General features: G+C 63.9%; 21 protein-coding genes. 18 read left to right on the top strand and 3 right to left on the bottom strand.

The window, feature by feature from the left end; genetic code table 11:
• Nucleotides 1-183 precede the first annotated feature (183 nt).
• Nucleotides 184-1,152 (bottom strand): ABC transporter permease, encoded by a 969-nt coding sequence (locus RCI06_RS11560; RefSeq protein ID WP_101551634.1) that lies wholly within the window; start codon nt 1,150-1,152, stop codon nt 184-186.
• A 15-nt stretch (nt 1,153-1,167) separates the two neighbouring features.
• Nucleotides 1,168-2,634 carry a sugar ABC transporter ATP-binding protein gene (locus RCI06_RS11555; RefSeq protein ID WP_101553246.1) on the bottom strand — a complete coding sequence of 489 codons (1,467 nt, stop codon included), beginning with the start codon at nt 2,632-2,634 and terminating at the stop codon, nt 1,168-1,170.
• A 301-nt stretch (nt 2,635-2,935) separates the two neighbouring features.
• Between RCI06_RS11555 and RCI06_RS11550 the strand changes: the two genes are divergently transcribed.
• From RCI06_RS11550 to RCI06_RS11525, 6 genes are all read left to right on the top strand, one after another.
• Complete coding sequence (locus RCI06_RS11550) at nt 2,936-4,540, top strand: helix-turn-helix domain-containing protein (RefSeq protein WP_306576174.1); 1,605 nt, start codon at nt 2,936-2,938, stop codon at nt 4,538-4,540.
• 17 nt (nt 4,541-4,557) lie between these two features.
• Nucleotides 4,558-6,375 (top strand): sensor histidine kinase, encoded by a 1,818-nt coding sequence (locus RCI06_RS11545; protein WP_276870615.1) that lies wholly within the window; start codon nt 4,558-4,560, stop codon nt 6,373-6,375.
• Nucleotides 6,365-7,369, top strand: coding sequence for a substrate-binding domain-containing protein (locus tag RCI06_RS11540; protein WP_306576173.1), 1,005 nt, complete (start codon nt 6,365-6,367; stop codon nt 7,367-7,369). The genes RCI06_RS11545 and RCI06_RS11540 overlap by 11 nt, the downstream gene beginning before the upstream one ends.
• A 25-nt stretch (nt 7,370-7,394) precedes the next feature.
• The gene (locus RCI06_RS11535; protein WP_306576172.1) at nt 7,395-8,870 is read left to right on the top strand and encodes a rhamnulokinase family protein; all 1,476 of its coding nucleotides are present in this window, start codon (nt 7,395-7,397) and stop codon (nt 8,868-8,870) included.
• Nucleotides 8,871-9,049: 179 nt separating this feature from the next.
• On the top strand, nt 9,050-10,834 hold the full coding sequence (locus RCI06_RS11530) for an L-fucose isomerase (protein ID WP_101551624.1): 1,785 nt from the start codon (nt 9,050-9,052) through the stop codon (nt 10,832-10,834).
• A 216-nt stretch (nt 10,835-11,050) separates the two neighbouring features.
• The gene (locus tag RCI06_RS11525; protein WP_101551622.1) at nt 11,051-11,485 is read left to right on the top strand and encodes an RbsD/FucU family protein; all 435 of its coding nucleotides are present in this window, start codon (nt 11,051-11,053) and stop codon (nt 11,483-11,485) included.
• A gap of 52 nt (nt 11,486-11,537) precedes the next feature.
• Here the strand turns inward: RCI06_RS11525 and RCI06_RS11520 are convergent, their stop codons facing one another.
• Complete coding sequence (locus tag RCI06_RS11520) at nt 11,538-12,293, bottom strand: DeoR/GlpR family DNA-binding transcription regulator (protein ID WP_101551620.1); 756 nt, start codon at nt 12,291-12,293, stop codon at nt 11,538-11,540.
• Between the two features lie 185 nt (nt 12,294-12,478).
• Between RCI06_RS11520 and RCI06_RS11515 the strand changes: the two genes are divergently transcribed.
• The 12 genes from RCI06_RS11515 to RCI06_RS11460 all read left to right on the top strand — a co-directional run bounded on the left by RCI06_RS11515 (nt 12,479) and on the right by RCI06_RS11460 (nt 21,292).
• Entirely contained in the window at nt 12,479-13,303 is an 825-nt protein-coding gene (locus tag RCI06_RS11515; RefSeq protein WP_101553245.1) for a class II aldolase/adducin family protein, read from the top strand.
• A gap of 44 nt (nt 13,304-13,347) precedes the next feature.
• Nucleotides 13,348-14,292, top strand: a complete 945-nt coding sequence (locus tag RCI06_RS11510) for an ATP:cob(I)alamin adenosyltransferase (RefSeq protein WP_306576171.1) — start codon at nt 13,348-13,350, stop codon at nt 14,290-14,292.
• Nucleotides 14,289-15,710, top strand: coding sequence for an aldehyde dehydrogenase family protein (locus RCI06_RS11505; RefSeq protein WP_101551616.1), 1,422 nt, complete (start codon nt 14,289-14,291; stop codon nt 15,708-15,710). Before RCI06_RS11510 ends, RCI06_RS11505 begins: the two co-directional genes overlap by 4 nt.
• A 33-nt stretch (nt 15,711-15,743) precedes the next feature.
• Entirely contained in the window at nt 15,744-16,925 is a 1,182-nt protein-coding gene (locus tag RCI06_RS11500) for a zinc-binding dehydrogenase (RefSeq protein WP_306576170.1), read from the top strand.
• A 36-nt stretch (nt 16,926-16,961) separates the two neighbouring features.
• Complete coding sequence (locus RCI06_RS11495; RefSeq protein ID WP_101551613.1) at nt 16,962-17,291, top strand: BMC domain-containing protein; 330 nt, start codon at nt 16,962-16,964, stop codon at nt 17,289-17,291.
• A 48-nt stretch (nt 17,292-17,339) separates the two neighbouring features.
• Nucleotides 17,340-17,618, top strand: coding sequence for a BMC domain-containing protein (locus RCI06_RS11490; RefSeq protein ID WP_101551610.1), 279 nt, complete (start codon nt 17,340-17,342; stop codon nt 17,616-17,618).
• Between the two features lie 15 nt (nt 17,619-17,633).
• Nucleotides 17,634-17,921 carry a BMC domain-containing protein gene (locus RCI06_RS11485; protein WP_101547901.1) on the top strand — a complete coding sequence of 96 codons (288 nt, stop codon included), beginning with the start codon at nt 17,634-17,636 and terminating at the stop codon, nt 17,919-17,921.
• Between the two features lie 180 nt (nt 17,922-18,101).
• Nucleotides 18,102-18,374, top strand: a complete 273-nt coding sequence (gene pduA, locus RCI06_RS11480) for a propanediol utilization microcompartment protein PduA (protein ID WP_146021740.1) — start codon at nt 18,102-18,104, stop codon at nt 18,372-18,374.
• A 72-nt stretch (nt 18,375-18,446) separates the two neighbouring features.
• Nucleotides 18,447-19,103 carry a phosphate propanoyltransferase gene (gene pduL / locus RCI06_RS11475; protein ID WP_121586474.1) on the top strand — a complete coding sequence of 219 codons (657 nt, stop codon included), beginning with the start codon at nt 18,447-18,449 and terminating at the stop codon, nt 19,101-19,103.
• Between the two features lie 20 nt (nt 19,104-19,123).
• On the top strand, nt 19,124-19,375 hold the full coding sequence (locus RCI06_RS11470; protein ID WP_306576169.1) for a EutN/CcmL family microcompartment protein: 252 nt from the start codon (nt 19,124-19,126) through the stop codon (nt 19,373-19,375).
• 34 nt (nt 19,376-19,409) lie between these two features.
• The gene (locus RCI06_RS11465) at nt 19,410-20,744 is read left to right on the top strand and encodes a 4Fe-4S dicluster domain-containing protein (RefSeq protein ID WP_306576168.1); all 1,335 of its coding nucleotides are present in this window, start codon (nt 19,410-19,412) and stop codon (nt 20,742-20,744) included.
• A gap of 2 nt (nt 20,745-20,746) precedes the next feature.
• Complete coding sequence (locus tag RCI06_RS11460) at nt 20,747-21,292, top strand: BMC domain-containing protein (protein ID WP_101547905.1); 546 nt, start codon at nt 20,747-20,749, stop codon at nt 21,290-21,292.
• Nucleotides 21,293-21,411 lie beyond the last annotated feature (119 nt).

Raw genomic sequence — 21,411 nt, 5'->3', positions numbered from 1 at the left:
CCGCGGTGTCGGCGGGGGCTGCCGGGGCCGGGGTCGGCTCGGCGGCCGGCTTGGAGCCGCAGGCGGAAATGGAGATCAGCATCAGGCCCGCGAGCACGATTGCCAGGAATTTTTTCATTTTGTTTTCCTCCTTAACAATTGGTGGCTATTTTAACACGGGAGTCCTCCCGCAGGAGCGACGGGTTATTTCGCGGCGGAAGCCTTCTTGTTGCGGTAGATGTCGAGCAGCACCGCGAGGATGACCACGAGGCCGGTGAAGAAGGTCTGGAAGTGGCCCTGCAGGCCCATCGACATGAGGCCGGTCTTGAGCACGCTCATGAGCAGCGCGCCGATCAGGGTGCCGGACATGGTGCCGATGCCGCCGGACATCGAGGTGCCGCCGATGATGACCGCCGCGATGGCGTTCATCTCGAGGCCGTTGCCGGTGCCGGGGATGATGGTGGTGTATGTAGCCGCGTAGACGATCGCGGAAAGGCCGCAGAAGAAGCCGCAGACGGTGTAGACGAGGGTCTTCCATTTGATGACATTGACGCCAGACAGCCGGACGGATTCCTCGTTGGAGCCGATCGCGTAGGTGTAGCGGCCGAAACGGGTCTTGTTGAGCAGGAGCATCGCGATGAGGAAGAAGACGAGCATGTAGACGATGCCGGAGGGGAAGCCGCCGGGGGTCTTGTAGAAGACCGCCTTGTAGCCGCCGTCCGCGTCGAAGCCGGAGGGGAAGCGCTGGGTCTGCACCTTGGTGATGATCGAGCCGAAGCCCTGGGTCATCATCATCATGCCGAGCGTGGCGATGAAGGGGGGGAGCTTGAGGCGGGAGACGAGCGTGCCGTTGATGAAGCCCACGAAGGTGGCGATGATCACGATGACCACCAGGCAGAGCCAGATGTTGACGCCCTTGGTGTAGAGGTAGCCCGCGATGAGGGCGGACATCATCATGTTGGTGCCGATCGACAGGTCGATGCCGCCCGTGATGATGACGAAGGTGATGCCGAACGCCATCATCCCGACATAGTAGGTGCTGTCGAGGATGCTGACGAGGGTGCCGGCGGAAAAGAAGTTCTTGCCAAAGAAGCAGAAGAAGATATACAGGATGACCAGCGCCGCGGGGGCGAGGAGTTTCTGAATGTTGAGTTTTTTAGCTGTGTTCCCCATAACCAACGACCTCCGTTAATTTCTCATAGTGGCGTATTTCATGATGACCTCCTGCGAGGCGTCCTGGATATCCAGGATCTTGGTGAGCCTGCCCTCGCACATGCATACGACCCGGTCGCTCATGCGCAGGACCTCCTGCAGCTCGGAGGAGATCATGATGATCGATTTGCCCTCATGCGCCAGCTCGTTCATGAGCTTGTAGATTTCGCTCTTGGCGCCGACGTCGATGCCGCGCGTGGGCTCGTCGAAGATGAGGATGTCGCAGTTTTTGACCAGCCACTTGGCGATGATGACCTTCTGCTGGTTCCCGCCCGAGAGGTTGCGGATGAGCTGGGAAACAGACGGCGTCTTGATGTTGATCCTGCCGACGTACTCCTGCGTGGCCTCGCGGATCTTGCGGTCGTCGACGAAGCCGGCGCGGGAGAATTCCTCGAGGTTCGCGAGCACGGTGTTGTCCGCGACGGACAGCCCCACCGCGAGCCCGAACCGCTTGCGGTCCTCCGAGAGGTAGCCGATGCCGGCCCTGACCGCGTCCTCGGGGGTTTTGATGTGGAGTTCCGTGCCGTTCTTGCGGATGACGCCCCCGTCGCGGGGGTCGGCCCCGAAGATGAGGCGCGCCGTCTCGGTGCGCCCGGCGCCCATCAGACCGGCAAAGCCGAGGATCTCGCCCTTATGTAGCTGGAAGGAGACGCCCTTGACGTCCTTGGAGACGAGGTTTTCCACCTCGAGCACGACCGGCGCGTCGGGGGGGACGTTGCTCACCGTCTTGGGCTCCTCGTAGATGGTGCGCCCGACCATCGCGTTGATGATCTCGTCGAGGTTGGTGTCCTTCGTGTTGAGGGTGGTGATATACTCGCCGTCGCGCATGACGGTGATGCGGTCGGTGATCTCCATGATCTCGTCCATGCGGTGGGAGATGTAGACCATCGTGACCCCGCGGTCCCGCAGGTCGTTCATCGTCTTGAAGAGCTCGGTGATCTCCGCCTCGGTGAGGGCCGCTGACGGCTCATCCAGGATGAGCACCGACGAATCGAAGGAGATCGCCTTGGTGATCTCGACCATCTGCTGCTTGCCGACGGTGAGGGAGCCGACCTTGTCGGTGGGCCTGATCGTCAGCTTGAGGTGGTCGAAGAGCTTCTGGGTGGCGGCGTTGATCTGGTCGTCGTGGAGGAAGAAGCCCTTGCACTCCCGCCCGATGAAGATGTTCTGGGCGGCGGTGAGGTGGTTCATCAGGTTGAGCTCCTGGTGGACGATCGAGATGCCCGCCTCCTGGGCCTCCTTCGGGTTTTTAAACTGGACCTCTTTGCCGTTGTAGATGATCTTGCCCTCGTCCGCCTTGTAGATGCCGGTGAGCACCTTCATCAGCGTCGACTTACCGGCGCCGTTTTCTCCGACGAGCGCGTGGATCTCCCCGCGCCGCAGTTCAAGGTGGCATTGTTTCAGCGCGTGGACGCCCTGGAAACGCTTGTCGATTCCGACCATCTGGAGGATGACCGGGCTTTCCGGGCTGGTATGTTCACTCACAGCAGAATCACCCCTATTGGTTGTATTTGTCAACATACTACAAAAAATAATAATAATGAATAAATAAATTATATAATTTGACATATGTTGCCCGCTGATTTTCATTATAGAGGCTTCTCCGGGGGAATCCCATAGAGAATTTTCCATAAATTGTTCAAATTTTTACTTTTCAGGGAAAATTCTCTTGTAAGGCCGGGTGTTTTCCGATAACATGAAAATGAACAGAAATAGACATTTCCAGAAAGGCACAGGCGTCAACATGTACAAAATCATGCTTGCGGAGGATGAACTTGAGGTTTTGGGCGCGATGCTCCGGACGATCCGCTGGACCGAGCACGGCTTCGACCCGCCGGTCGGCTGCCGCGACGGGCGGGAGGCGATCGAAAAGCTCGAGGGGGGCTTTGTGCCCGACGTGCTGATCACCGACATCTGCATGCCCTTTGTCGACGGACTCGAGCTCACCCGCTATATCAACGAGCACCTGCCCAACACCGTGGTGGTGATTCTCACCGGCTACGACGACTTCCAGTACGCCCACCGGGCGATCAAGATGCAGGTCTACGACTATGTCCTCAAGCCGGTCACCCCGGCGAGCATCAACGAGCTGACCGACCGGCTCAGGGGGGAGCTCGACGAGCGCCGGCTGCGCAACCTCGACGACTCGATGCAGATCGTCGCCAGCTACTTCTTAAATCAGCTCATGACCCGCCGCCTCGACGCGAAGCGGATCGAGGAGAGCTGCCGCGCGCACAAGCTGGACTTCGCGGGGCGCTACCACATCGCGGCGGTGCTCGACGTGGACCTGCGCGCGCCCGCGACGGAGGACGACGGCGGCAACCTCGAGCTGATGCGCTACGGGCTGGCGAACATCGCGCAGGAGCTCTCGGAAAACAGCCACGGGACGCTGGCCTTCCAGGGCAACGACGGCCTGACCAAGCTGATCATCAGCTCCGGGGAGCGCGACGGCCTCTACGCGGCCGCCATCGGACTCTGCCGGACGATCTCCAAGACGGCGGGCGCCGCGCTGCAGGTGCCCGTCTCGGGCGGCATCGGGGACCCGGTCGCCTACCTCGACGAACTGCACCTCTCCCACGGGCAGGCGATGACCGCGCTGGGCTACCGGTTCTTCTACGGGGAGTCGAGCGTCACCTGCGTGGCGGACGTCGACATCCGGGAGACGCGGGACATCGACTATTTCAGCTGCGAGCGGCGGCTGGAGGCCGCCGTCAAGACCCTCGACCGGGAGGGCGCCCGCGCCGCCGTGCACGACCTGGTCGGGCAGCTCCGCTCCGGCCACGTCCCCTTCGAGCGGTGCGTGCTCTACAGCCAGAAGCTGATGATGACCCTCATCGGGCTCACCGACGAGCTGATCGGCGGCGCCGAGGTGGAGTCGCTCGAAAAGACGTGGGAGCAGTTCAACTTCTATTCCGCCCCGACGCTCGGGCGGCTGGAACGGATGATCGACGAGGTGTGCGACAAGGCGTTCAAAATCCTCGCCCTCACCAAGAGCGACACCGCCGCCGCCCAGGTGAGCAAGGCGGAAAAATACATCCGCGAGCACTACGGCGACCCGAGGCTCTCCCTCAACATGATCACCGAGCACCTCGCGATCAGCACGAGCTATTTCAGCGCGATCTTCAAGTCGCGCACCGGCGCGACCTTTGTGGAATACCTGACCCGGGTGCGCATGGAGAAGGCCCAGCAGATCCTGGCCTTCACCGACCGGCGCACCTATGAGGCCGCGGAGGACGTGGGCTTCTCCGACCCGCACTATTTCAGCGTGACATTCAAGCGGGTGACGGGCATGACGCCCAAGGAATACCGGGAGTTCAGCCGGCGCGGCGACACCGCGCCTCAGGCCTGAGCCGGGGGAGGGAAGACGTGCGGAAGGTTTGGAAAAAACTGAGGAAGGCGCTCAATCCCTACAGCGTGCGCGGCACGATGATCCTGTCCTTCATGCTGCTCATCTCGATCATCGTGCTGCTCGTTTCACTTGTCTCCTACTACTACACGATGAACGATATCGAGAGCATCTCGATCAACTACACCGTGCGCCTGCTCGGGGAGATCAACGCGAGCATCGACTCCTACATAGACAACATGAAGAGCATGGCGAAGGTGGTCGTCGAGAACAAGGACGTGCGGGACGTGATGGCCTTCTATAACCGGCACCACGACAAGCGCCTCTCCTACATCGAGGAGAAGGAGCTGGAACGGCTGCGCGCGAATGCGGCCGCGCACATGAACATTGTGGCGAACACCCGCAGCGACATCACCAACATCGCGGTGATCTCCAAGTATAAGGACGTCGTGCTCAGCGACGTCGAAAAGGAGGTCAACGAGAACTCCGAGTTCAACGTCACCGACTGGTACCTGAAGCCGATGTCCTACAAGGACGAGATCGTCGTCTCCCCCTCCCACGTGCAGAACCTCGTGTCGGGGGAGTACAAGTGGGTCATCTCGATCTCCAAGTCGGTGCTCGACCCCGAGACGGGGGAGGTCACGGGCGTCATGGTGATCGACCTCAACTACCGGTCGATCGAGGCGATCTGCGAAAACGCCCAGCTGGGCAAGAACGGCTACATCTACCTGATTGACCGGCACAAGAACATCATCTACCATCCCCAGCAGCAGCTCCTCTACTCGGGCATCAAGAGCGAGCTCGTCGAGGAGATCCTCAAGATGCGGGACACCTACCTGCGGGACGATGTGAACAACCGCATCTACACCCGCAACTACTCCGAGCTGACCGGCTGGAGCGCGGTGGGGGTGGTGAACGTGGATGAGCTGATCAAGGACAAGAGCAGCATCATCGACTTCTATTTCCGCCTCGCGGGGATCTCGATCCTCTTCGCGATGACCTTCGCGGTGCTCATCTCCACGACGATCACCAACCCGATCAAGATGCTTGAGAACACGATGCACGAGGTCGAGGTGGGCAACTTCGACGTGCGCTCGGAGATCGAGCTCAACAACGAGATCGGCCACCTCAGCAAGACCTTCAACGTCATGATCTCCCGCATCAAGGACCTGATGGAAAAGACGGTGCGGGACGAGGAGGAGAAGCGCAGAAGCGAAATCCGCGCCCTCCAGGCGCAGATCAACCCGCACTTCCTCTACAACACCCTCGACACGATCATCTGGATGTCGGCGGGCGGCAAGAACGACGAGGTCGTGGAGGTCACCTCCGCGCTCGCGCGGCTCTTCCGCACGAGCATCAGCAAGGGGGAAAACCTCGTCACGCTGCTCAACGAGGTGGAGAACATCAAAAGCTACCTCACCATCCAGAAGATGCGCTACGAGGATAAGCTCTCCTGGCGGGTCGACGTGCCGCCCGGGCTGCTCGGGCTGATGACCCCCAAGCTCATCCTCCAGCCGATTGTTGAAAACGCCGTCTACCACGGCGTCAAGATGAGCCAGGCGGGCGGCGAGATCGCCATCTCGGCGCGCACCGAGGGGGAACGGCTGACCATCACGATCGCGGACAGCGGCGTGGGCATGACGGCCGAGCAGCTGGAGCAGCTCTTCGTCCCGCGCCCCGACACCGACCGGGGGATCGGTGTGATCAACGTCAACAACCGCATCCGCCTCTGCTTCGGGGAGGAATACGGACTGCACTATTTCTCCGCGCCCGGCGAGGGCACCCGTGTGGAAATCTGGCTGCCGGTGATCGAAGGCGGTGATGAAGATGATGTTTAAAAGGCGCTATTTCCTGCTGCTGGCAGCGCTGTTCTTCTGCTTTGGGGCGCTGCTCTTCTTCTTTGTCCACGAGGGCCGCCTGCTGCTCCCCGAGGAGGAGCCGGCCGCGCGCTACAACATCCAGGTGATCTTCAAGGCGCTGGCCAACCCGCCCGACTTCTGGCGGGTGGTGGAGCAGGGGGTGCAGTCGGCCGCCGCGGAATACGGCGTCAACTGCGAGGTGACCGCCCCGCCGATGGAAAAGGACGTCGACCGCCAGATCGAACTGGTGCGGGAGGCGATCGCCAAGCACCCCGACGCGATCATCCTGGCGGCGAGCGACTATGAGCGGATGGTCCCCGTCTGCAAGGAGGTGACCGACGCGGGCATCCTGCTCGTGACGGTCGACAGCGACGTCAACTACGACGGGCGGCGGTGCTTCGTCGGCACCGACAACGTCGCGATGGGCCGCAAGCTCGCCGAGCTGGTGGACGAGGCGGTCCCGCCCGAGCAGAAGATCGGCGTGATGGGCCATGTCGAGGGGGCGCGCACGGCGGTGGAACGCCGCGACGGGCTCGTCGGAAACGTCGCGGGCGGGATGGAGCGGGTGGCCGCGCTCGACTACTGCGACGGCTCGGAGATCGTCTCCCGGCAGCGCACCAAGGAGATGCTCATCGCGCATCCGGAGATCCGCTGTATGGTGGGGCTCAACGAGTCGTCGGCGCTCGGCGTGGCCAATGCGATCCGGGACCTCGGGCTGGAGGGGAAGGTCGGGCTGATCGCCTGCGACAGCTCGGAAAAGCAGATCCAGTTCATGGAGCAGGGGACGATCCAGGCGTTCGTCATCCAGAACCCCTTCAACATGGGGTACCTGAGCGTCTCCAACACGGTTTCAATCCTCCAGGGCAGGACGGTGCCCGAGGTGGTCAACACCGACAGCGTGATCATCAAGAAGGAGGACCTCTACAAAAAGGAAAACCAGAAGCTGATGTTCCCGTTCACGAGCGTGGAATAAATCAAGAGGAAAAGGGTGTCATGAGATGAAAAAGAGACTGCTGGCATTTGATTTCGGCGCGTCGAGCGGCCGTGCCATGCTCGGGGAATTCGATGGTGAGCGCATTGCGCTCACCGAGGTTCACCGCTTCGACAACAACCCCGTCACGGTGCGCGGGACCTTCTACTGGGACGTGCTCGCGCTCTTTCACGAGATCAAGCAGGGCATCACCAAGGCGAAGGCGCTGGGCAATTTCGAGAGCATCGGCATCGACACCTGGGGGGTGGATTTCGGCCTGCTCGACCGGCACGGCGACCTGATGCAGAATCCCGTCCACTACCGCGACGCCCGCACCGCCGGGATGATCGAGGAGGTCTGCGGGATCATCGGCCGCGACGAGCTCTACCGGGCGACCGGCAACCAGTTCATGGAGCTCAACACGATCTTCCAGCTCTATTCCCTCGCGCAGAAGCGCCCCGAGCTGCTCGAGCGCGCCAGCCGCGCGCTGCTCATGCCCGACCTCTTCGGCTACCTGCTGACGGGCGGGCAGGCGTCGGAATATTCGATCGCCTCCACCACCCAGCTCATGGACCCGCGCACCCACGAGTGGAACAAAGGGATCATGCGGCGGCTGGGGATCCCCGAGGACCTCTTCCCCGACATCGTGAAGCCGGGCACCCCGCTGGGCGTCCTGTCGGACGACATCCGCGAGGAGCTGGGCGTCGGACCGGTGAAGGTGGTCTCGGTGACGGGTCACGACACCGCCTGCGCGGTCGTGGCCGCGCCCGCGACGGAGGAGGATTTCATCTACATCTCCTGCGGCACCTGGTCCCTCTTCGGCACCGAGCTTCGGGAGCCGGTCATCGGGGAGAAGAGCCTGCGTTACAACATCACCAACGAGGGCGGCTACGGGTACACGGTGCGGTTCCTCAAAAACATCATCGGCCTCTGGATGATCCAGGAGACCCGCCGCCAGTACCGCCGCGAGGGGGAGCAGTACAGCTACAACGATCTCGAAAAACACGCGCTGGCCTCCGAGCCCTTCCGCTACTTCATCGACCCCGACGCGCCCGAATTCGTCGCGCCGGGCAACATCCCCCGCCGCATCCGCGCCTTCTGCGGGCGCACGGGGCAGGGGGAGCCGCAGACGGTCGGCGAGATCATGCGATGCATCTACGAGAGCCTCGCGCTCAAGTACCGCTGCGCCTTCGACCAGATCCGCGACTGCACGGGCAAGGACTACCACAGCATCCACATGGTCGGCGGCGGCACCAAGGACAATCTCCTCTGCCGCATGGCGGCCTCCTCCACCGGCTGCCGGGTGGTGGCCGGGCCGATCGAGGCGACCGCGCTGGGCAACATCGCGGTGCAGCTGATGGCGCAGGGGGACATCGGCGACGTGTGGGAGGCGCGGAGGATCATCTCCAACTCCTTCGAGCCGGTCGAATACCTGCCGGAGGACGTTCCTGCGTGGGAGGCGGCCTACGCGCGCTTTAAACAGTATATCCTGCCCGGGGGATGAGACCGGGAAAGGGACGGTGCGGGCCGTCCCTTTCTTTTTTCATAGGATTACGACCAATTTTCGGAAAATAACGAATTAACTTTTGCGGGGCGATTGTGTAAAATTGGACACAGGCAATAAAAATATCCGGACGGTGCGTCCGGATTTTGTTCAACAGTCAAACTGAAGGAGGTCATTTCATGAGTTATCCGAAAATTGGCATCCGGCCGGTCATCGACGGCAGGTGGGGCGGCGTCCGCGAGAGCCTCGAAAACCAGACGATGGGCATGGCTTACGCGGCGGCGGAGCTGATCTCGAAGAACCTTACATATCCCGACGGCACCCCGGTCCAGTGCGTCCTCGGCTGCACGACGATCGGCGGCGGCGCGGAGGCGGCCAAGGTGGCCGAGCAGTTCTCCACCGAAAACGTTGTGGCGACCCTGTCGGTCACCCCCTGCTGGTGCTACGGCAGCGAGACGATGGACCTCGACCCGCTGACCATCAAGGCGGTCTGGGGCTTCAACGGCACCGAGCGCCCCGGCGCGGTCTACCTCGCGGCGGCCATGTCCGCCCACGCGCAGCGGAATCTGCCCGTCTTTTCGATCTACGGCCACGACGTGCAGGACGCCGACGACACCTCGATCCCGGCGGACGTGTCAGAGAAGCTGCTGCGGTTCGCGCGCTGCGCCGTCGCGGTGGGGCTCATGCGGGACAAGGCGTACGTCAACCTCGGCGGCGTCGCGATGGGCATCGCCGGCTCCAACTGCAACGCCGACTTTTTCCAGAAATATCTGGGCATCCGCGCCGAGTGGGTCGACATGACCGAGATCGTCCGCCGCATCACGCTGGAGATCTACGACCATGACGAGTATGAGAAGGCGCTCAAATGGGTCAAGGCCAATTGTAAGGAGGGCTTTGACTGCAACGCCGGCAAGAACCTGCCGGAAGTCATCACGAAATCCAAGGTCGTCCCGGCCGACAAGGACTGGGAGTTCATCGTCAAGCAGACGCTCGTCTGCCACGACATCCTGTACGGCAATCCCAAGCTCGCCGAGATGGGCTGGCACGAGGAGTCGCTCGGCCGCAACGCGATCGCGGGCGGCTTCCAGGGGCAGCGCCAGTGGACCGACTGGCTCCCGAACGGCGACTTCATGGAGGCGATCAACAACAGCACCTTCGACTGGAACGGCAAAAAGTGCCCGACCGTGCTCGCCACCGAGAACGACACCTGCAACGGCGTCGCCATGCTCTTTGAGGCGCTGCTGACCAACCGCGCCCCCGTCTTCGCCGACGTGCGCACCTACTGGAGCCCCGAGGCGGTCGAGCGGGTGTGCGGACGCCGCCCGGAGGGCGTCGCCGCCAACGGCTTCCTGCACCTCATCAACTCGGGCGCGGCGGCGCTCGACGCCACCGGCGTCTCGAAGGACGAGAGCGGAAACGGCTGCATGAAGCAGTGGTTCGACGTCACCGATTCTGACATCGAAGCGATGCTCGGCGCGACCGACTGGTGCCGCGCCAACTATGAGTACTTCCGCGGCGGCGGGTTCTCCTCCCACTTTAAGACCCACGCGGAGATGCCTGTCACCCTCGTGCGCTTCAACCTCGTCGACGGGCTCGGCCCGGTGCTTCAGCTCGCCGAGGGCTGGACCGCCCTGCTGCCCGACGACATGCACGAAAAGATCGACCTGCGCACCGACCGCACCTGGCCGACGACCTGGTTCGCCCCCCGCCTGACCGGAAAGGGCGCTTTCAAGGACGTCTACAGCGTCATGGCCAATTGGGGCGCGAACCACGGCGCTTTCGTCTACGGGCACATCGGCGCGGACCTCATCACGCTGGCCTCGATGCTGCGCATCCCCGTCTCGCTCCACAACGTGGAGGACGACGCGGTCTACCGCCCGCACACCTGGGCCTCCTACGGCACCCGGGACCTCGAGTCGGCGGACTACCGCGCCTGCGAGCAGTACGGGCCGCTCTACCGCTGAGAAAACAGATAAGAGGGGGCGGCGGACTGCCGCCCCCTTTTGACAGATGACAAGCCATCATATTCGGCAAGTCCCCGCCTGACCGAAAGGGAGGGGGCGTGTGTGTGGGAACCGTCAGGTTCCTACCGCGCGTTGAGCGAGCGCGGCGAGCGGGGAACCCCGCCGCGGCGGCTTCATCTTGCCGAACATGTTCGGCAAGATGAAGGAGGAATTGCGATGTTAAAGGGCATCCCCAGCGTCCTGCCGCCCGAGCTGCTCAAAATCCTGATGGAGATGGGCCACGGCGACACGATCGTGATCGGCGACGGCAATTTCCCGCACGCCGCGATGGCCAAACGCCTCGTGCGCTGCGACGGCAACGGCGTGCCGAAGCTCCTCGACGCGGTTTTGCGGCTCATGCCGCTCGATTCCTACAGCGAGTACCAGGTGGGGCTGATGGAGGTCGTCCCCGGCGACCCCTGCAAGCCGGTCATCTGGGACGAGTACCGGGAGATCATCAACCGTTACGAGCCGGTGAACAACAGGATCGAAATGATCGAGCGGTTCGCTTTCTATGAGCGCGCGAAGGAGGCCTACGCGGTCGTCACCTCCTCCGAGCTGGCGCTCTACGCCAACATCATCCTGCGCAAGGGCGTCGTCACCGAGGAATAACGCATTAAAAAGGGCCTTCCCCGCCGGGGAAGGTCCTTTTTTATGGATATGGTCAGTTCGGCCGGTGGAGCTGGGTGTACTGGTTGCAGAGGTCGTTGGTCTCCTTGCGCTCGGTGATCACCTCGTAGTAGTCGGAGAGAGCGGCGAGCTTGCAGAGAAAGTCGACGTTCATCTTGGACAGGTCGCAGAGGAGGATCGATTTTTTGCAGTTGGCGAGGTAGCGGCGCTTGACGGCGGCCTCCTCCTCGCTCGCCTCCGACACCCCCCGCTCGATGCTGAAGCCCCGGCAGGACATGAAGGCGATGTCGGCGTTGAAGCGGTCGATGTAGCTGCAGGCGGTCTCGCCGACGAGGGACTTGGAGTTCTCCCGCAGGGTGCCGCCGGTGCAGAAGACCTTGACGTTTTTGAACTCCGAGAGAAGCAGGGAGGTCTTGAGCCCGTTGGTGATCACCTTGATGTTGGTGAAGCGGTCGAGGGTCCGCGCCAGCGCGAAGACGGTGCTCGACGAATCGAGGAAGAGGGTCATCCCGTCGGAGATGTGGCGGGAAGCCATGTCGGCGATGATCTGCTTTTTCATCGCGTTCTGGTTTTCGCGGAAGGCGAGGGGGTCCTCGCTCGTGCTCCCCTCGACGAGGATCGCCCCGCCGCGGGTGCGCCGGATGAGCTTGCTCTCCTCCAGCTCGCGCAGGTCGCGGCGGACGGTGGCGCCGCTGGCAAAGACGGCGGCGCACAGCTGCTCGACGGTGACCACCCGGCCCCGTTCGCGCATATAGTCGAGGATTTGCTGCTTGCGTTCGTAGGCGAGCATCGGATTTCCTCCTTCTGTCGATCATAGGTGATCAAAACGGATTGTAGATCAAGTTATAGAGGTGAAATGATCAATATCGCCGCCAAATATAGCTTGTTTTGATTAATCTTGATAAGATGATAACAGGAATGAACAGGAAATGCAACCACCTTCTGCAAAACAGTGTAAAAAAGGAGACGAAATTTATGGCATCGGCATACGAAATCAAAAAACAGCTCTGTGACATCGGCCGCCGCATCTATCAGAACGGATTTGTCGCCGCCAACGACGGCAACTTCTCCGTCAAGATCAGCGAAAACGAGTTCTACTGCACCCCCACCGGCGTGTCCAAGGGTTACATGACCCCCGACATGATCCTCAAGGTGGACGGGCAGGGCAACATGCTCGAGCCCAACGCGAAGTATAAGCCCTCCTCCGAGTTCAAGATGCACCTGCGCGTCTACCAGGAGCGTCCCGACGTGACCGCCGTGGTCCACGCGCATCCGCCTGTCGCGACCGCGCACGCCGTCTGCGGCATGCCGCTCGACAGCATGATTATGCCCGAGGTCATCATCTTCCTCGGCGAGGTGCCGCTGACCAAGTACGGCACCCCCTCCACGATGGAGATCCCCGAGGCGATCTCCGACGCGCTCAAGGACCACGACGCGGTGCTGCTGGAAAACCACGGCGCGCTGTCGGTGGGCGTCGACCTGACCCAGGCGTATTTCCGCATGGAGACGCTCGAATATTGGGCAAAGGTGAGCCTCTACGCCAAGCAGCTCGGCGGCGCGCAGGAGCTGACCTGCGAGCAGATCGAGCGGCTGATCGAAATCCGCAAGCAGATGAAGCTGCCCGGACGGCATCCCGGCTGCTCCCGCTGCGCCAACCGCGGCACCGACAAATGCCGCTGCCTGACCCCGGAGCAGAAGGCCTCCTGCGCGGCCAAATCGGCCCCAACCGCGAACCCCGCCTCCAACGAGGCGATGATCCGTGAGATCACCCAGAAGGTGCTGGCCTCTCTCGGCAAATAAAAAATCGCGGGGCGTTACATAGCCTCCGGAGAGGGGGATCACCGATGAGGATCTACACAAGGACCGGGGACACCGGGTTCTCCAGCACGGGAAACCGCCGGATGATCCCCAAAAATTCCCCCGTGTTTTCCCTGCTCGGGGCGCTGGAGGAACTGGACGCGTCGCTCGGGGAGGCCGCGGGGAAGCTCCCGGCGGGGCTTTCCGAGGTCGCGGGGACGCTGCGGCGGGACGTGGCGGCCCTCTCCGCCGAGCTCTCGGGCGGCGAAAAATTCGCCGACGCCGCCCGCGTCAGGGGAATGGAGGAATCCATCGACCTGATGATGGAGTCGGCGGGCGCGGGCGCGCCGGACGGCTCCCGGGAGAGCGCGGGCGCCGCGGCGCTCGGGGTTTCCCGGGCAATCGCGCGCCGCGCGGAGCGGGAGATGGCCTCCGCCAAGCAGACGGGCGGCGTCACGCCCGACGCGATGCGCTACCTCAACCGCCTTTCCGACCTGCTCTACGCGATGGCCCGCATGGCCGACGCGCAGGGGCCCGGACCGGCGGCCTCTCCGGCGGACTTCGGCGGCGGGTTCCTCGAGAGGGCGCTGGAGCTCTGCCGGCGGGTGCTCGCCGAGGCGCGGCGGGAAAACCTGCGGGTGACCGCCGCGGTGTGCGACGAGGGGGGCAGCCCCACGGCGCTGCTCCGGGACGACGGCGCGCTGCTCGCGAGCGTTGAGATCGCCAGGGACAAGGCGTTCACCAGCGCGGCGATGCGCATGTCCACCGAGGAGCTCGCCGGGCTCTGTAAGCCGGGCGGCTCCCTCTACGGCCTTCAGCACACGAACGGCGGACGGATCGTCATCTTCGGCGGCGGCGTGCCGCTGGTGGAGGGGAACCGGCTGGTCGGCGGCTTCGGCGTCAGCGGGGGCACGGCGGAACAGGATACGAACCTTGCGAACTACGCGCTGAAGGTTTTCAGCGCAGGCATAAGGGAGGAATACAGCAGATGAACATCAGCGAAAAGGAGATCGAGGGAATCGTCCGCCAGGTGATCGCGGGCATGGCGGTTTCCGAGGCTTCCTCCGGGATGGTGATCGACGGGAAGACCTATCTCGGCGTGTTCGAAGATATGAACGATGCGATCGACGCCGCCTGGAAGGCGCAGAAAAAGCTCTATGACATGTCGGTGGAGGAGAAGGAGGAGATCATCTCCGCCATCCGCCGGCTGATTCTCGAGGAGGCCGAGACGCTCGCCAGACTGGGCGTGTCGGAGACAGGCATGGGCCGCGTGGAGCACAAGATCCTCAAGCACCGCTATGTGGCCCAGAAGACCCCCGGCACCGAGGACCTCGTGACCGAGGCGATCACGGGGGACAAGGGGCTCACGCTGCTCGAGCTCGCGCCCTTCGGCGTGATCGGCGCGATGACCCCCTCCACCAACCCGAGCGAGACGGTGCTCTGCAACTCGATCGGCATGATCGCGGGCAGCAACACGGTGGTCTTCAACCCCCACCCCGGGGCGCTGATGACCTCGCTCTACGCGGTGGACCTCGTCAACCGGGCGGCGCGCTCGGTGGGCGCGCCGGAGAACCTCGCCGTCGCGGTGAGAAAGCCCACGATGGAGACCTCCGACATCATGATGAAATCCCCCAAGGTGCGCATGATCTGCTGCACCGGCGGCCCGGGCGTCGTGCGTGCGGTGCTCTCGTCGGGCAAAAAGGCGATCGGCGCGGGCGCGGGCAATCCGCCCGTCATCGTCGACGACACGGCCGACATCCAGAAGGCGGGCAGGGACATCATCGACGGCTGCACCTTTGACAACAACCTCCCCTGCATCGCGGAGAAGGAGGTGTTCGCCTTCGAGAGCATCACCGACGAGCTGATCTACTACATGTCCCAGAACGGCGCCTACCTCATCAGCCGCGAGCAGATGCGGCAGCTTGAAGGGGTGGTGCTGGTCGAGGACAAGAAGGGCAAAAAGGCGATCAACAAGAACTGGGTCGGCCGCGACGCCAAAAAGATCCTCCACGAGATCGGGATCGAGGTCGGGGAGGAGATCCGCTGCGTCATCTGCGAGGCGCAGTTCGACGACCCGTTCGTGCAGATCGAGCTCATGATGCCGATTCTGCCGATCGTGCGGGTGCCGGACATCGACACGGCGATCGACCTGGCGGTCAGGGCGGAGCACGGGCTCCGGCACACCGCCCACATGCACTCCAAAAACATCGACCACCTCACGAAATTTGCGCGGGCGATCGAGACGACCATCTTCGTCAAGAACGCGCCCTCCTACGCGGGCATCGGCGTGGGCGGAGAGGGGCACTGCACCTTTACCATCGCGGGTCCGACCGGGGAAGGGCTGACCTCGGCCAAGAGCTTCTGCCGGCGCAGGCGCTGCGCCATGGTGGACTCGTTCCGGATCGTCTGACGGCCCAATTCCAGATCGGGAGGTTACATAGTAATGGACATCAATGCGAACCAGATTGAAACCATCGTGCGTTCGGTCCTCTCCCAGATGGGGACGGGTGCGCCTTCGTCGGGCATGGCGCGCGTCGCGATGCTGACCGCGGCCAAGCATTTCGAGGTCAAGGAGTTCCCCATCCCCCAGCCGGGCGACGACGAGATTCTCGTCAAGGTCGAGGGCTGCGGCGTGTGCGGCACCGACGTGCACGAGTGGAAGGGCGACCCCTTCGGCTACATCCCGCTCGTCCTTGGGCACGAGGGCACCGGCGAGGTGGTCGCGCTGGGCAAAAACATCAAACATGACTCGCAGGGCCACCCCATCCGGGTGGGCGACAAGCTGGTGACCTCGGTCATCTCCTGCGGCGAATGCCACAACTGCCTGATGCACCCCGACTCCCCCCAGCTCTGTGAAAACCAGGGGGTCTACGGGCTCATCCCGGACAACGACAAAAACCACCTCTGCGGCTGGTTTTCCACCCACCTGCTGATCACGAAGGGCTCGACCTTCTTCGTGGTGAACGACCTCTCCCTCGACCAGCGGATGCTGCTCGAATTGGCGGCGGTCACGACCCACGCGCTCGAGCAGGGCAAAAGAACGGGCCGCCTCAACTTCAACAGCAAGGTGCTCGTGCAGGGCTGCGGCCCGGTCGGCCTCATGATGATCGCCACGCTGCATGTGGCGGGCATCGACCGCATCATCGCGGTGGACGGCAACGAGAACCGCCTCTCCTTCGCCAAGCGGCTGGGCGCGACCGACACGGTCAACTTCAAGGAGCTGCCCACTTTAGACCAGCGGGTCGCGGCGGTCAAGGGGATGAGCGACGGCGCGGGCGCGGACTTCGCCTACCAGTGCACCGGCAACCCGGGCGCGGCGGCGGACGTCTACAAGTACATCCGCCGGGGCGGAGGGCTTTGCGAGATGGGATTCTTCGTCAACAACGGCGACTGCACCATCAATCCGCACTTCGACCTCTGCAACAAGGAGATCATGCTGGTCGGCTCGTGGACCTACGGCGCGCATGAATATCCCGTCACGATGGCGTTCCTGCGCCGGGCCAAGGGGATGGGCGTGCCGCTCGAGGAGCTGATCACCCACCGTTTCCCGCTCGACAAAATGAACGAGGCGATGGAGACGAACCTTTCGCAGCAGGGCATCAAGATCGCGTATGTCGCGCAGTAAATTCCGGCGCATCCGCCGGGGCGGGGAGTGATATCTATGGCGCTTGGAATGATCGAGGTCTGCGGCTTCGTCACGTCGATCGTCGTGGCGGACGCCGCGGCCAAGGCGGCGGACGTCAAAATCCTCGCGCTCGACAAGAATAAGCCCGCGGCGGGCGACGCGGCGGAGGTGCCGCTCATCATGATCGTCAAGATCGGCGGGGAGGTCTCCGCCGTCGAGCAGGCCGTCGAGGCGGGGGTGCGGGAGGCGAAGGCCCGCGGGCTCTACGTCACCCACCACGTCATCGGACGCGAGGCGGAGGACACCAAAAAGCTCTCGAAGCTCTGCGCGGTCGGCCGCGACCGCTTCGACGAGCACAACTATTAACCAGGAACTCAAAATCCACATAAAAACGACATTGTAAAGGAGATTATTATGATGATGGAAGCATTGGGCATGGTCGAGACCAGGGGTCTGGTAGCAAACATCGAAGCGGCGGACGCGATGGTCAAGGCCGCGAACGTCACGCTGATCGGCACCGAGAAGATCGGTTCCGGGCTCGTGAGCGTCATGGTCCGCGGGGACGTCGGCGCGGTGAAGGCCGCCGTCGAGGCCGGCGGGGCCGCCGCCGCCCGTCTGGGCGAGGTCGTCGCGACCCACGTGATCCCGAGGCCGCACGCGGATGTGGAGAAGATTCTTCCCTCCATCAAGTAACAAAGGGGGATACCCATGGAACGGGCAATTGCGCTGATCGAGGTGCAGGCGATGGCCGCGGCGGTCGAGGGGCTCGACGCGATGCTCAAGGCCGCCGACGTCCGCCTGGTACATATCGAGCGCCGCCTCGGGGGGCGCATGGTCACCATCGTCGTGGACGGGGAGGTATCCGCCGTCCAGGCGGCCGCCGACGCGGGTAAGGCCGCCGCCGGGCGGGTTGGCACCGTGAAGCTGTGCGAGGTGATCCCCCGCCCGCACGAGGAGATCAAAAAATTTCTCTATACCGATGATGTGGAGGCGTAGCACGGCATGGCAAAGGCAAATCAGAACGGAAAGAACAAGGTGACCAAGAGCGTGATTGCCGCAACCTCCCCGGAGGTGCTCGAGATGGTGACCAAACAGGTGCAGGCGAACACGCCCGCGCCGCCCGCCCCTCCCGCCCCAAAGCCGGAGGAACCGAAGGAAAAGAAGGAGCGTACAGGTATGGAAGCACTGGGCATGGTAGAGACCAGGGGACTGGTCGCGAACATCGAAGCGGCGGATGCGATGGTCAAGGCCGCGAACGTCGTGCTGATCGGCACCGAAAAGATCGGTTCCGGGCTCGTGAGCGTCATGGTCCGCGGGGACGTCGGCGCGGTGAAGGCCGCCGTCGAGGCCGGCGGGGCCGCCGCCGCCCGTTTGGGCGAGGTCGTCGCGACCCACGTGATCCCGAGGCCGCACACGGATGTGGAGAAGATTCTCCCGCATCTGGACTGACCGCTTCCGGCAGGAAAAGCCCGCCGGGCGGGTCCGCCCGGCGGGAATTGACGAATATAGGAGGCGGAGAAAATGGCCGTGGATGAAAAACTCGTGGAACTGATCGTCCGGCAGATTGTGGCACAGCGTCAATCCGGGGCGCCCGCCGGGCTGCCGCCCATCCCGGTGGGGGTCTCCGCGCGGCATATCCACCTGACGCGGGAGCACATGGACATCCTCTTCGGCAAGGGCAGCGAGCTCCACAACATCAAGGAGCTGATGGGCGGGCAGTTCGCCGCCCAGGAGCAGGTGACGATCCTCGGACCGTCCCTGCGGCCGATCGAAAAGGTCCGCGTGCTCGGCCCGCTGCGCAAGCAGACGCAGATTGAAATCTCGCGCACCGACACCTTTGTGCTCAAGGTGCGCCCCCCGGTTCGCCCGTCGGGCGAGATCCGGGGCTCGGCCGGGCTCACAATTGTCGGCCCCTGTGGGGTCGTGATCGTCGAGGAGGGCTGCATCATCGCCAACCGGCACATCCACATGTCGCCGGAGGACGCGCGGCTCTACGGCGTGCGGGACGGCGACCTGGTCGAATGCCTCGCCGAGGGGGAGCGCAGGACGATGCTTTACGACGTGCAGATCCGGGTTGCGCCGAGCTTCACGCTGGAAATGCACATCGATACCGACGACGCCAACGCGATCGGGTTCACCGGCAAGCCGCAGGTGACGATCGTCAAACGCGGCGGCTGACCGGACGGAAGGGATTAACTATGGTATGCGGAAAGGTCACCGGCACGATCGTCTCCACCCGCAAGGTGGAGACGCTTGTCGGCTCTAAATTTCTCGAGGTCGAGCTCTACCGGAACGGCGTGCCGACGGGGGAATACCTCGTCGCGATCGACCGGGTGGGCGCGGGCATCGGCGAGCGGGTGCTCATCACCCGCGGCAGCGGCGCGCGCCTGGCGCTCGACGACCGCGAGACCCCGACCGACGCGGTAATCGTCGGGATCATTGACGAATGAGGCGGTTTTCCGCCGGGAAGGGAGGGGAAGCCCCATGGTACTGGAACAGCTGAGGGATACAATCGAGGCCGCCGGCGTGATCGGCGCGGGCGGCGCGGGGTTCCCCACCCACCGGAAGCTGGCGCGGGGGATCGACACGGTGCTGGTCAACGCCGCCGAGTGCGAGCCCCTGCTCTACACCGATTTCACCATTCTGCGGGAGCACCTCGACCGGGTGTGCGAGGGCGCGCGGGAGCTCTGCGACGCGATGGGCGCCGCACAGGTCCTCGTGGCGATGAAGGAGCACACCGCCCTGCGCCTCGGCGTCGCCCAGGGGGAGGAGCTCCCCTGCGGCGCGCGCGCCGCGCTGCTGCCCGACGTCTACCCGATGGGCGACGAGATCATCATGATCTACCAGGCGCTCGGCCGGGTCGTGCCGCCGGGGCAGCTGCCCAGCGCGGTGGGCGTGGTCGTCGTCAACGCCGAGACGGCCTACAACGTCTCGAACGCCGTCCGGGGCGTCCCAGTGACGGAGAAATGGCTCACGATCGGCGGCGCGGTGGAACATCCCGTCGTCGTGAGGGTGCCGGTCAACTGCGGCGTGCGCGCGGTCCTGCGCGCGGCGGGGGTAACGGTCCCCGCGGGGCATGTCGTCGTGGACGGCGGCCCGGCGATGGGCAATATCGTGAATCCTGCCTCCGCCGTCGTGACCAAGAAGACCAAGGCGCTGCTCATCCTGCCGGAGGAGATCCCGGCGATCGCCAACAAGGCCGCGCCGGTCGAACGGCTGCTCAAACGGGTGCCGTCCGCCTGCTGCCAGTGCATGTACTGCACCGAGCTCTGCCCGCGCCACCTGCTGGGGTATCCGCTCCAGCCGCACAAGACGCTGCGGGCGGTGGGCGCGGGGACGCCGGGCAATCCGGAGGAGCTGCTCACCGCGTCGCTTTGCAGCGGCTGCGGGGTGTGCACGCTGATGGCCTGCTGCCAGGGGATCGCGCCGTCGGCGGCGATGACCGCCGTCAAGCAGAGCCTGGGCAGGCACCGGATCGGCTACCGCGCGGACGGGCCGACGAAGCCGGACCCCGAGCGGGACTTCCGGATGGTGCCGGTCAGCCGGTTCAAAAGCCGGATCGGCGTGGCGAAATTCGACCGGGAGGCCGAATGGGCCGGCGACCTGCCGGTGGCGCAGGCCCTCTGGCGCCTGCCGCTCTCCCAGCATGTGGGAAAGCCGTCAGAGCCGGTCGTGGCCGTGGGCGACGAGGTGGCGGCGGGCCAGCTGATTGCGAGGGCGCGGGAGGGCATCTCCGCGGCGCTGCACGCGCCGGTCGCGGGAACAATCTCCCGCGTGACGGATACGGAAATTGAAATGACGACGGGCGAGGTGAAATAAGAATGGACTATGCGGTAGGCGTACTGGAACTGCGGAGCATCGCCCGGGGAATCGAAGCGAGCGACGCCGCGCTTAAATCCGCCGGGATCCGGCTTATTTCGGCGCAGCCCATCTGCCCTGGGAAGTTCGAATTGGTGATCACCGGCGAGCTCGCGCAGGTGAACGCCGCGATGGATCGGGTTAAAGCCGGCTTTGAGGAGAACCTGCTCGACGCGGTGCTGCTCGGGCGGATCGACCCGGCGGTGGTCAAGGCGCTGCTCGGCGCGCAGCCGGAGGCGAAGCGCGGCGCGCTCGGCACGATCGAGACCTTCACCGTCGCCAGCGTGATTCTGGCCGCCGACTGCGCGGTCAAATCCGCCGACGTGGAGATCCTCGAGCTGCGCACCGCGCGCGGCATGGGCGGCAAGGGGGTCGTCCTGCTGACGGGCGACGTGGCCGACGTGACGGCCGCCGTCGAGGCGGGCGCGCGCTACGCCAAGGAGCAGGGCGTGTTCGTGGGCCAGTCGATTCTCGGCGCGCCCCACGAGGAGCTTTGGAACTTCCTGTAAAAGCATCAGCAAAGGAGGCGTGCGGCCCCCGGCCCGCCGCCCCCATTTTTAATTGGGCGGAGTTTTTTTTTATGAGCCGCGGGCCAAAACGCGAAGAATGGGGGGGTCACCGCGGGCGC

This window comes from Anaerotruncus massiliensis (ex Togo et al. 2026) (genome assembly GCF_030825285.1).
GTDB lineage: Bacteria > Bacillota > Clostridia > Oscillospirales > Ruminococcaceae > Anaerotruncus > Anaerotruncus massiliensis.
This window is presented reverse-complemented; position numbering and strand designations above follow the sequence as displayed.